The sequence below is a fragment of the Streptomyces sp. NBC_01788 genome (assembly GCF_035917575.1).
Lineage (GTDB): Bacteria > Actinomycetota > Actinomycetes > Streptomycetales > Streptomycetaceae > Streptomyces.
In genome coordinates, this window is record NZ_CP109090.1 from 5735903 (window position 1) to 5748225 (window position 12323).

Consider the following 12323-nt stretch of genomic DNA (forward strand, 5'->3'; position numbering starts at 1 on the left):
TCCCCACCTTGAGCAGCGAGTAGCGTGTTACCCATGGCTCCGACCTCGACTCCGCAGACCCCCTTCGGGCGGGTCCTCACCGCCATGGTCACGCCCTTCACGGCGGACGGCGCACTCGACCTCGACGGCGCGCAGCGGCTCGCCGCCCACCTGGTGGACGCAGGCAACGACGGCCTGATCGTCAACGGCACCACCGGCGAGTCCCCCACCACCAGTGATGCGGAGAAAACGGACCTGGTGCGCGCGGTCCGGGAAGCGGTCGGCGACCGTGCCCACGTCGTGGCGGGCGTCGGCACCAACGACACCCGGCACAGCATCGAACTGGCCCGCGCCGCCGAGCAGGCCGGCGCGCACGGCCTGCTGACCGTCACGCCGTACTACAACAAGCCCCCGCAGGAGGGCCTGTACCGGCACTTCAAGGCCATCGCCGACGCGACCGGCCTGCCGGTCATGCTCTACGACATCCCCGGCCGCAGCGGCGTCCCGATCAACACCGAGACGATCGTCCGCCTCGCCGAGCACCCGCGGATCGTCGCCAACAAGGACGCCAAGGGCGACCTCGGCCGGGCGAGCTGGGCCATCGCGCGCTCCGGCCTCGCCTGGTACTCCGGCGACGACATGCTGAACCTGCCCCTGCTCTCGGTCGGCGCGGTCGGTTTCGTCTCCGTCGTCGGCCACGTCGTCACCCCGGACCTGCGCGCCCTGGTCGAGGCGTACACCTCCGGCGACGTCCAGAAGGCCACCGAGATCCACCAGAAGCTGCTCCCGGTGTACACCGGCATGTTCCGCACCCAGGGCGTCATGACCACCAAGGCCGCGCTCGCCCTCCAGGGCCTGCCCAGTGGTCCGCTGCGGGCTCCGATGATCGAGCTCACGCCCGAGGAGACCGAGCAGCTCAAGATCGATCTTGCCGCCGGCGGGGTACAGCTCTGACAACGAGACTTCGCACCACCCCGTGAACCCGAGGCCTGACAACTGAATAGGCGGGCCACCGGTGCCCGCAACCCACCATGACAACTGCTTCTGCACGAACGTCACGCGCGCCACGTGCCCACCGGTACGTGGCGCGCGTGTTTGAGGAGAGTCTTTTGAGTCATCCGCATCCTGAACTGGGTTCGCCCCCGCGCCTCCCCGAAGGCGGTCTGAGGGTCACCCCCCTCGGCGGTCTCGGCGAGATCGGCCGGAACATGACCGTCTTCGAATACGACGGCCGTCTGCTGATCGTCGACTGCGGAGTGCTCTTTCCCGAGGAGGAGCAGCCCGGAATCGACCTGATCCTGCCGGACTTCACGTCCATCCGTGACCGCCTCGACGACATCGAGGGCATCGTCCTCACCCATGGCCACGAGGACCACATCGGTGGTGTCCCGTTCCTCCTGCGCGAGAAGCCGGACATCCCCCTCATCGGCTCCAAGCTGACCCTCGCCCTCATCGAGGCCAAGCTCCAGGAGCACCGCATCCGCCCGTACACCCTGGAGGTGGCGGAAGGACAGCGTGAGCGCGTCGGCCCCTTCGACTGCGAGTTCATCGCGGTCAACCACTCCATCCCGGACGCCCTCGCGGTTGCCATCCGCACCCCCGCGGGCATGGTCGTGCACACCGGCGACTTCAAGATGGACCAGCTCCCGCTGGACAACCGCCTGACCGACCTGCACGCGTTCGCGCGGCTGAGTGAGGAGGGCATCGACCTCCTCCTCGCGGACTCCACCAACGCCGAGGTGCCGGGCTTCGTCCCGCCCGAGCGGGACATCTCCAACGTGCTGCGCCAGGTCTTCGGCGGCGCCCGCAAGCGGATCATCGTGGCGAGCTTCGCCAGCCACGTCCACCGCATCCAGCAGATCCTGGACGCCGCGCACGAAAACGGCCGCCGGGTCGCCTTCGTCGGCCGGTCCATGGTCCGCAACATGGGCATCGCCAGGGACCTGGGCTATCTGAGGGTCCCGCCGGGCCTGGTGGTCGACGTCAGGACCCTGGACGACCTGCCCGACCACGAGGTCGTGCTCGTCTGCACCGGCTCACAGGGCGAGCCGATGGCGGCGCTGTCCCGCATGGCCAACCGCGACCACCAGATCCGCATCGTCGAGGGCGACACGGTGATCCTGGCGTCGTCGCTGATCCCGGGCAACGAGAACGCGGTGTACCGGGTCATCAACGGCCTGACCCGCTGGGGCGCCAACGTCGTGCACAAGGGCAACGCCAAGGTGCATGTCTCGGGCCACGCCTCGGCCGGCGAGCTGCTGTACTTCTACAACATCTGCCGCCCGCGGAACCTCATGCCGGTCCACGGCGAATGGCGCCATCTGCGGGCCAACGCCGAGCTGGGCGCCCTCACCGGAGTCCCGCACGACCGGATCGTCATCGCCGAGGACGGTGTGACCGTCGACCTGGTCGAGGGCAAGGCCAGGATCTCCGGCAAGGTCCAGGCCGGCTACGTCTACGTGGACGGTCTCTCGGTAGGCGACGTCGGCGAGCCCGCGCTGAAGGACCGGAAGATCCTCGGCGACGAGGGCATCATCTCGGTCTTCGTGGTGGTCGACTCCACCACGGGCAAGGTCACCGGCGGCCCGCACATCCAGGCCCGCGGCTCGGGCATCGAGGACTCCGCCTTCGCCGCGGTCATCCCGAAGATCGCGGAGGCGCTGGAGAAGTCCGCCCAGGAGGGCATCGCGGACTCCCACCAGCTCCAGCAGCTCATCCGCCGCAGCCTCGGCAAGTGGGTCTCGGACTCCTACCGGCGCCGGCCGATGATCCTCCCGGTCGTCGTGGAAGTCTGACCCGCGTACGTCCCCCGGGACGCGCGAACTGGGAGCGGGGCACCTCGATTTGCATCGGGGCGCCCCGCTCCAGTACGTTTACGGCTCCGCCAGGACGGGAACCCGAAGGCTTCAAGCGCTTCGGGAGACACTCCCGGAACCGGCGGAAAACCGACTCAGAATCTCTGATAAAGTCGGAACCGCCGGAAAGGGAAACGCGAGAGCGGAAACCTGGAAAGCACCGAGGAAATCGGATCGGAAAAAGATCTGATAGAGTCGGAAACACCGAAGGGAAGCGCCCGGAGGAAAGCCCGAGAGGGTGAGTACAAAGGAAGCGTCCGTTCCTTGAGAACTCAACAGCGTGCCAAAAATCAACGCCAGATATGTTGATACCCCGTCTCCAGCATCCGCTGGGACGAGGTTCCTTTGAAAAAACACAGCGAGGACGCTGTGAACCGAGGGGACTATTCCTCCCCTCTGGTTCCGCTCTCGTGATGTGTCGCCGGCAGTATTAATTTACTGGCCGAGCAAGCATTCACGGAGAGTTTGATCCTGGCTCAGGACGAACGCTGGCGGCGTGCTTAACACATGCAAGTCGAACGATGAACCACTTCGGTGGGGATTAGTGGCGAACGGGTGAGTAACACGTGGGCAATCTGCCCTTCACTCTGGGACAAGCCCTGGAAACGGGGTCTAATACCGGATATCACTCCTGCAGGCATCTGCGGGAGTTGAAAGCTCCGGCGGTGAAGGATGAGCCCGCGGCCTATCAGCTTGTTGGTGAGGTAATGGCTCACCAAGGCGACGACGGGTAGCCGGCCTGAGAGGGCGACCGGCCACACTGGGACTGAGACACGGCCCAGACTCCTACGGGAGGCAGCAGTGGGGAATATTGCACAATGGGCGAAAGCCTGATGCAGCGACGCCGCGTGAGGGATGACGGCCTTCGGGTTGTAAACCTCTTTCAGCAGGGAAGAAGCGAAAGTGACGGTACCTGCAGAAGAAGCGCCGGCTAACTACGTGCCAGCAGCCGCGGTAATACGTAGGGCGCAAGCGTTGTCCGGAATTATTGGGCGTAAAGAGCTCGTAGGCGGCTTGTCACGTCGGGTGTGAAAGCCCGGGGCTTAACCCCGGGTCTGCATTCGATACGGGCTAGCTAGAGTGTGGTAGGGGAGATCGGAATTCCTGGTGTAGCGGTGAAATGCGCAGATATCAGGAGGAACACCGGTGGCGAAGGCGGATCTCTGGGCCATTACTGACGCTGAGGAGCGAAAGCGTGGGGAGCGAACAGGATTAGATACCCTGGTAGTCCACGCCGTAAACGGTGGGAACTAGGTGTTGGCGACATTCCACGTCGTCGGTGCCGCAGCTAACGCATTAAGTTCCCCGCCTGGGGAGTACGGCCGCAAGGCTAAAACTCAAAGGAATTGACGGGGGCCCGCACAAGCAGCGGAGCATGTGGCTTAATTCGACGCAACGCGAAGAACCTTACCAAGGCTTGACATACACCGGAAAGCATTAGAGATAGTGCCCCCCTTGTGGTCGGTGTACAGGTGGTGCATGGCTGTCGTCAGCTCGTGTCGTGAGATGTTGGGTTAAGTCCCGCAACGAGCGCAACCCTTGTTCTGTGTTGCCAGCATGCCCTTCGGGGTGATGGGGACTCACAGGAGACCGCCGGGGTCAACTCGGAGGAAGGTGGGGACGACGTCAAGTCATCATGCCCCTTATGTCTTGGGCTGCACACGTGCTACAATGGCCGGTACAATGAGCTGCGATACCGTGAGGTGGAGCGAATCTCAAAAAGCCGGTCTCAGTTCGGATTGGGGTCTGCAACTCGACCCCATGAAGTCGGAGTTGCTAGTAATCGCAGATCAGCATTGCTGCGGTGAATACGTTCCCGGGCCTTGTACACACCGCCCGTCACGTCACGAAAGTCGGTAACACCCGAAGCCGGTGGCCCAACCCCTTGTGGGAGGGAGCTGTCGAAGGTGGGACTGGCGATTGGGACGAAGTCGTAACAAGGTAGCCGTACCGGAAGGTGCGGCTGGATCACCTCCTTTCTAAGGAGCACTTCTTACCGGGTTCGCTCGGTCAGAGGCCAGTACATCGGCGAATGTCTGATGCTGGTTGCTCATGGGTGGAACGTTGATTATTCGGTACGGTCCAGGACGGACCAGGCGCTAGTACTGCTCTTCGGGGCGTGGAACGCTGATCTGGTCGGCTGGTCGTACCGGGCACGCTGTTGGGTGTCTGAGGGCACGGCCGTCTGGTCGGGTCTTCGGTTGCCGGCCCCGGTAAAAATCTGCTTCGGCGGGTTGTGACGGGTGGTTGGTCGTTGTTTGAGAACTGCACAGTGGACGCGAGCATCTGTGGCCAAGTTTTTAAGGGCGCACGGTGGATGCCTTGGCACCAGGAACCGATGAAGGACGTGGGAGGCCACGATAGTCCCCGGGGAGTCGTCAACCAGGCTTTGATCCGGGGGTTTCCGAATGGGGAAACCCGGCAGTCGTCATGGGCTGTCACCCTTGTCTGAACACATAGGGCAAGTGGAGGGAACGCGGGGAAGTGAAACATCTCAGTACCCGCAGGAAGAGAAAACAACCGTGATTCCGGGAGTAGTGGCGAGCGAAACTGGATGAGGCTAAACCTACGACGTGTGAGACCCGGCAGGGGTTGCGTCGTGGGGGTTGTGGGATCTCTCTTCCACGGTCTGCCGGCCGTGGGACGAGTCAGAAACCGTTGATGTAGACGAAGGACATGCGAAAGGTCCGGCGTAGAGGGTAAGACCCCCGTAGTCGAAACGTCAGCGGCTCGTTTGAGAGACACCCAAGTAGCACGGGGCCCGAGAAATCCCGTGTGAATCTGGCGGGACCACCCGCTAAGCCTAAATATTCCCTGGTGACCGATAGCGGATAGTACCGTGAGGGAATGGTGAAAAGTACCCCGGGAGGGGAGTGAAATAGTACCTGAAACCGTGTGCCTACAAGCCGTGGGAGCGTCGGATGCAGCTTGCTGCATCTCGTGACTGCGTGCCTTTTGAAGAATGAGCCTGCGAGTTTGCGGTGTGTTGCGAGGTTAACCCGAGTGGGGTAGCCGTAGCGAAAGCGAGTCCGAATAGGGCGATGGAGTAGCACGCTCAAGACCCGAAGCGGAGTGATCTAGCCATGGGCAGGTTGAAGCGGAGGTAAGACTTCGTGGAGGACCGAACCCACCAGGGTTGAAAACCTGGGGGATGACCTGTGGTTAGGGGTGAAAGGCCAATCAAACTCCGTGATAGCTGGTTCTCCCCGAAATGCATTTAGGTGCAGCGTCGTGTGTTTCTTGCCGGAGGTAGAGCACTGGATAGGCGATGGGCCCTACCGGGTTACTGACCTTAGCCAAACTCCGAATGCCGGTAAGTGAGAGCGCGGCAGTGAGACTGTGGGGGATAAGCTCCATGGTCGAGAGGGAAACAGCCCAGAGCATCGACTAAGGCCCCTAAGCGTACGCTAAGTGGGAAAGGATGTGGAGTCGCACAGACAACCAGGAGGTTGGCTTAGAAGCAGCCACCCTTGAAAGAGTGCGTAATAGCTCACTGGTCTAGTGATTCCGCGCCGACAATGTAGCGGGGCTCAAGCGTACCGCCGAAGTCGTGTCATTGCGATATGTACCCCCAACGGGGATCGTGATGGGTAGGGGAGCGTCGTCTGCCGGGTGAAGCAGCACCGGAAGGTAGTTGTGGACGGTTGACGAGTGAGAATGCAGGCATGAGTAGCGATACACACGTGAGAAACGTGTGCGCCGATTGACTAAGGGTTCCTGGGTCAAGCTGATCTGCCCAGGGTAAGTCGGGACCTAAGGCGAGGCCGACAGGCGTAGTCGATGGATAACCGGTTGATATTCCGGTACCCGCTGTGAAGCGTCAAACATCGAGCATCGTGATGCTAAGGCCGTGAAGCCGCCTCTGATCTCTTCGGAGTGAGGGGGAGTGGTGGAGCCGCCGAACCAAGCGGTTAGTAGGTGAGTGATGGGGTGACGCAGGAAGGTAGTCCATCCCGGGCGGTGGTTGTCCCGGGGTAAGGGTGTAGCCCGAGTGGTAGGTAAATCCGCCACTCACGCAGGGTGAGACCTGATGCCGAGCCGATTGTGGTGAAGTGGATGATCCTATGCTGTCGAGAAAAGCCTCTAGCGAGTTTCATGGCGGCCCGTACCCTAAACCGACTCAGGTGGTCAGGTAGAGAATACCGAGGCGTTCGGGTGAACTATGGTTAAGGAACTCGGCAAAATGCCCCCGTAACTTCGGGAGAAGGGGGGCCACGTCTGGTGATCCGTTTTACACGGTGAGCTGGGGGTGGCCGCAGAGACCAGCGAGAAGCGACTGTTTACTAAAAACACAGGTCCGTGCGAAGCCGTAAGGCGATGTATACGGACTGACGCCTGCCCGGTGCTGGAACGTTAAGGGGACCGGTTAGCTCCATTTCGGTGGGGCGAAGCTGAGAACTTAAGCGCCAGTAAACGGCGGTGGTAACTATAACCATCCTAAGGTAGCGAAATTCCTTGTCGGGTAAGTTCCGACCTGCACGAATGGCGTAACGACTTCTCGACTGTCTCAACCATAGGCCCGGTGAAATTGCACTACGAGTAAAGATGCTCGTTTCGCGCAGCAGGACGGAAAGACCCCGGGACCTTTACTACAGTTTGATATTGGTGTTCGGTTCGGCTTGTGTAGGATAGCTGGGAGACTTTGAAGCGGCCACGCCAGTGGTTGTGGAGTCGTCGTTGAAATACCAGTCTGGTCGTGCTGGATGTCTAACCTGGGTCCGTGATCCGGATCAGGGACAGTGTCTGATGGGTAGTTTAACTGGGGCGGTTGCCTCCTAAAGAGTAACGGAGGCGCCCAAAGGTTCCCTCAGCCTGGTTGGCAATCAGGTGTTGAGTGTAAGTGCACAAGGGAGCTTGACTGTGAGACCGACGGGTCGAGCAGGGACGAAAGTCGGGACTAGTGATCCGGCGGTGGCTTGTGGAAGCGCCGTCGCTCAACGGATAAAAGGTACCCCGGGGATAACAGGCTGATCTTCCCCAAGAGTCCATATCGACGGGATGGTTTGGCACCTCGATGTCGGCTCGTCGCATCCTGGGGCTGGAGTCGGTCCCAAGGGTTGGGCTGTTCGCCCATTAAAGCGGTACGCGAGCTGGGTTTAGAACGTCGTGAGACAGTTCGGTCCCTATCCGCTGTGCGCGTAGGAGTCTTGAGAAGGGCTGTCCCTAGTACGAGAGGACCGGGACGGACGAACCTCTGGTGTGCCAGTTGTCCTGCCAAGGGCATGGCTGGTTGGCTACGTTCGGGAGGGATAACCGCTGAAAGCATCTAAGCGGGAAGCCTGCTTCGAGATGAGGACTCCCACCCACTTGATGGGGTAAGGCTCCCAGTAGACGACTGGGTTGATAGGCCGGATCTGGAAGCACGGTAACGTGTGGAGGTGACCGGTACTAATAGGCCGAGGGCTTGTCCTCAGTTGCTCGCGTCCACTGTGTTGGTTCTGAAACCACGAACAACCGTCGTAGCCATGTGTTACGGCTCCGGTTGATTGTTTCATAGTGTTTCGGTGGTCATAGCGTGAGGGAAACGCCCGGTTACATTCCGAACCCGGAAGCTAAGCCTCACAGCGCCGATGGTACTGCAGGGGGGACCCTGTGGGAGAGTAGGACGCCGCCGAACAAATTTTGAAAGGGTTGGACCCCGAACTTCGGTTCCGGGTCCAACCCTTTTTTGTTTTCCGTTACTTGAAGTTCATGTTGCACAACCAACATCCACCTCATGGGTATTGCTGCTCTGCTCAGGGCCGCCGGCGTCGGAGTCGGTGACGAGGTCGTCGTGCCGGCGTTCGGGAACGTGGAGGTCGCCGAGGCCGTGACACAGGTGGGTGCCCTGCCGGTGTTCGCCGACATAGACCCGGTGACGTACTGCCTCGACGCCTCCGTCGTCGAACAGGCCCTGACCGCACGCACGGTGGCCGTGGTCGTCGTGCACCGCTTCGGCCGGTCCGCCGACATGGGGCGGCTGCACGCGCTGGGCCGGCGGCACGGGCTGCTGGTCCTTGAGCAGGGCGAGTCCGAGGTGCCGTACGACGAGACGGCGCAGCGCAGGGAGCGTGCCGCCTATCTCGACACCAAGCTGAGGGGTGTGCGGACGCCCGACGGCGGGGACGGGCACACCTACCAGCAGTATGTGGTGCGGGTGCCCGGGAACGGCCGGCCCGACCGTGACGCCTTCGCACGCGCCATACGCGCCCGGGGAGTTGACTGCCGGGTGCCCGTGAAGACCCCCGTGCACCGGCTGCCGGAGTACCGTCGGTGCGTGTCCCTGCCGGAGACCGAGCGGGCCGCCGAGGAGACGCTGGCGCTGCCCGTGGACGCCTCGTTGACGCGCCGGGAGATGCAGCGGGTCGTCTCGGTCTGCAACGCGCTCGGCGGGCCGATCGCGGTTGGGAGCACGGCCCTGTTCGGGGTATGATCTATTTCGTTGCCGCGGGGGAAACTCCGAGAAGGCAACTGGCCCCTATAGCTCAGTCGGTAGAGCGTCTCCATGGTAAGGAGAAGGTCAACGGTTCGATTCCGTTTGGGGGCTCCGGCAAAAAGGCCCTCACCCTTCGGGTGAGGGCCTTTTCCATGCCCTGCGGCTCTCTACTGCGGGGGGCCCGGCACCCGCATCGCCAGGATCGCCATGTCGTCGGACGGGGCGTCCGAGGCGAAGCGCTCCACGGCGCGCAGGATGCGGGCCGCCACCGCACCGGCCGTCAGGCCCGTACAGGTGGTGAGAACGTCCGCGAGACCGTCGTCGCCCAGCATCCGGGAGCCCTCACGGCGCTCGGTGACGCCGTCCGTGACGCACAGCAGCACGTCGCCCGGGTCCAGCGTGATCGTCTGCTCGTACAGTTCCAGGTCCTCCATGACGCCGAGCAGCGGCTGCGGGTCGGCGGCCGGCTCCACCGTGCCGTCCTGGCGCAGGCGCAGCGGCAGCGGATGGCCGGCGCAGACCACCTTCAGCCGGGCACTGCCGTCCTCCTGCGGCCACAGCTCGCCGTACAGGAGCGTGAGGAAGCGGCTGCGGGCGCCCTCGTCGAGGATCGCGGAGTTCAGGCGCTCCAGTACTGCCGGGCCGCCGAAGCCCTCGCGGGCCAGCAACCTGAGCGCGTGCCGGGCCAGGCCGGTCACCGCGGCCGCCTCCGGGCCCGTACCGCAGACGTCGCCGATGGCGAAGCCGTAGGCGCCGTCACGGATGGGGAAGAGGTCGTAGAAGTCGCCGCCGACCTCGTTGCCCTCGCCGGCCGCGCGGTAGATGACGTCGACCTCCACGCCCTCGACGTCGGGGAGCCCCGGCGGCAGGAGGCTGCGCTGGAGGGACTGGCTGATGGCCGTGCGCTCCGAGTACAGGCGGGCGTTGTCCAGGGCGAGGGCGGCCCTGCGGCTGAGGTCCTCGGCCAGTTCCAGGATCTCCTGGCGGAAGTGCTCGTCGGCGGGCTTGCCGAGGGTGAGCATGCCGATGACGCGGTTGCGGGCGACCAGCGGCAGGACGACCGTCTCGCCGCCGACCGCGGAGGCCGTGGCGAGGGTCGGTCCGATGGTTGTACCGATCCGGTGGTGCGAGTCGCCCAGGGCGAGGCTGCGCATGGAGCTGCGCAGGGCCGCCTGGTGGGCGGCCTCGCCGGGGGCGGACCACACGCGTGCTCCGGGGGTGGGCACCGGGTCCGGTGGGGCGATCCTGGACAGCAGGGACTTGATGCCGTCGATCAGCTCCTCGTCCTCGTGCAGGACGTAGGACAGGTAGGGATCGGAGGCCGGGTCGGCGATCGTGTAGACGGCGCACCAGGTGGCCAGGGTCGGGACCGTCATCTGGGCCATCAGGGCGAGGGTCTGGTCGCGGTCCAGGGTGCCGGCCAGCAGGTCGGAGGCCTCGACGAGGAAGCTGAGGGAGCCGCGGCGCAGCCGCTCCAGCTCGCCGAGGCGGGCCGACTCGACGGCCAGGGCGATGCGGTCGGCGGCGAACTGCAGGCGCAGCGCCTCCTCGTTGGAGTACCGCCCGGGTGCCTCCGCGGCGACGCCGAGGGAGCCGGTGAGGCGGCCCTCGACCTTCAGCGGGACGGTGACGACCGAGCGCATGCCGGTGCTGTTGAGGAGGGGTACGGCGCCCGGGACGGCGGCGAGGTCGTCGTGGACGGCGGGCATCCGGGCGGAGCCGTAGCGGCCGGGGCCCGCCTCGACGGGGACGCGGGCGAAGCGCTGACGCGCGGAGGGCAGGCCGGTGGAGGCGCGGACCTCCAGCTCCGTTTCGTCGTCGGTGGCCAGCAGGAGGAAGGCGGCGTCGCCGTCGAGCATGTCGCGGGCGCGTTCCACGGTGCGCTGCAGCAGGCCGTCGAGGTCGTCGGGGGCGGGGGAGCCGATGAAGACCTCGAAGGGGTCGGTGCCGGGGCCCTCGGGGGCGCTGCCCGTGTCGGAGGTCGCCGGGAGGCGCAACGGGGTCTGGAGCACGGCCCGTTCGTGGTCGCGCACGAGGAGGCAGACCGTGGAGGGCTCGCCGTCGGTGTCGCGGACGCGGAGGTGGGAGGCGTAGACGGGGATGACGCGGCCGTGGGCGCCGCGGATGCCGTAGCTGCCTTCCCAGCGGGAGAGTTGGAGCGCCTCGGCGACGCCGGTGCTGGTGCCGGGGGTGTGGGGCCAGGCGGCGAGGTCGGTGAGCGGCTTGCCGACGACCTGCTTGGCGGCGTAGCCGAACAGTTCCTCGGCGTCCTCGTTCCAGGCGGTGACGGAGCCGCCGCGTTCGATCTGGACGACGGCCACACGGACCCGGCCGTCGGCGAGCGGGAGGAGGTCCGCGGGCAGGCAGGGGCCGGCGGCGCGGGTGCCGACCGGGCGCTCGGGCATGTCGAGTTGGAACCAGACCTTCTTGTGCGTCGGCGTGTACTCCACGCCCCAGCGGCCGGCCAGGGCCGCGCACAGTTGCAGGCCGCGGCCGCCCTCGCGGTCGGGGCTGCCCATGTTGACCGCCGAGCTCTGCACCGGGACCTCGCGCTCGGGGTAGCGGTCGGACACCTCGATGCGCGCTCCGTCGTCGCTGCGCAGGCACAGCACGTCGGCCGCTGTTCCCGCGTGGACGACGGCGTTGGTGACCAGTTCGCTCGTGAGGACCACCGCGTCGTCGACGATGTCGCCGAAGCCCCACCCCTGAAGGGTGTCGCGGACGAAGGACCGGGCGGTCGCGACCGATCGGCCCAGAGGATCGAAACTGGCGGCCGCGCGCGCGGTGATCACAGAACTCCCCATGTGTCGGCGTCCCCTGCCTCCCAGGCCCGATTCCCCTGTTCGACCGTTACAGGGTAGTAGGGTCGTTGGCTCGGTGTTCAGGGGTATCCCCACGAGGGACATCCCTGAACACCGAGGTGACGCATCTCGCGTCACAGGTCGGCCCATGAGCTTCGACGAAGCTGCCGAACTGTTGTGACTCCGCTTGGCCCGAAGACCCGCTTCTCGCTGGACCGGAGCCCGGCAAAGGACAAGCCCTGCCCGGCTGCACAACGCGGGATGTCCGTCCTG

At 64.6% G+C, this 12323-nt stretch carries 4 protein-coding genes, 1 tRNA gene and 3 rRNA genes; 7 read left to right on the forward strand and 1 reads right to left on the reverse strand.

The features are described from left to right. The first annotated feature begins 33 nt into the window (after positions 1-33). The 7 genes from dapA to OIE49_RS26065 all read left to right on the forward strand — a co-directional run bounded on the left by dapA (position 34) and on the right by OIE49_RS26065 (position 9360). Positions 34-933: a 4-hydroxy-tetrahydrodipicolinate synthase gene (gene dapA / locus OIE49_RS26035; protein ID WP_326804371.1), complete on the forward strand. Its 900-nt coding sequence runs from the start codon at positions 34-36 to the stop codon at positions 931-933. Between the two features lie 155 nt (positions 934-1088). Next, a complete protein-coding gene (locus OIE49_RS26040) occupies positions 1089-2774 on the forward strand; it encodes a ribonuclease J (RefSeq protein ID WP_326804372.1) in 1686 nt (561 codons plus the stop codon). A gap of 513 nt (positions 2775-3287) precedes the next feature. Further along, positions 3288-4813: ribosomal RNA gene (locus OIE49_RS26045) — 16S ribosomal RNA — on the forward strand. Positions 4814-5124: 311 nt separating this feature from the next. After that, positions 5125-8246, forward strand: a 23S ribosomal RNA gene (locus tag OIE49_RS26050). Positions 8247-8334: 88 nt separating this feature from the next. Beyond that, positions 8335-8451, forward strand: a 5S ribosomal RNA gene (gene rrf, locus OIE49_RS26055). The 16S, 23S and 5S rRNA genes sit together here, the layout of an rRNA operon. A 114-nt stretch (positions 8452-8565) precedes the next feature. Continuing rightward, positions 8566-9246, forward strand: coding sequence for a DegT/DnrJ/EryC1/StrS family aminotransferase (locus tag OIE49_RS26060; protein ID WP_326806332.1), 681 nt, complete (start codon positions 8566-8568; stop codon positions 9244-9246). A 41-nt stretch (positions 9247-9287) separates the two neighbouring features. Next, a tRNA-Thr gene (locus OIE49_RS26065) sits at positions 9288-9360 on the forward strand. Positions 9361-9416: 56 nt separating this feature from the next. Here the strand turns inward: OIE49_RS26065 and OIE49_RS26070 are convergent. Next, positions 9417-12053 (reverse strand): SpoIIE family protein phosphatase, encoded by a 2637-nt coding sequence (locus OIE49_RS26070; protein ID WP_326804373.1) that lies wholly within the window; start codon positions 12051-12053, stop codon positions 9417-9419. Between the last annotated feature and the right edge of the window lie 270 nt (positions 12054-12323).

What these genes read in the sequence shown, in the direction of transcription:
- dapA (WP_326804371.1), top strand. Translation starts at nt 34, where the DNA reads ATGGCTCCGACCTCGACTCCGCAGACCCCCTTCGGGCGGGTCCTCACC.
- OIE49_RS26070 (WP_326804373.1), bottom strand. Translation starts at nt 12,053, where the DNA reads ATGGGGAGTTCTGTGATCACCGCGCGCGCGGCCGCCAGTTTCGATCCT.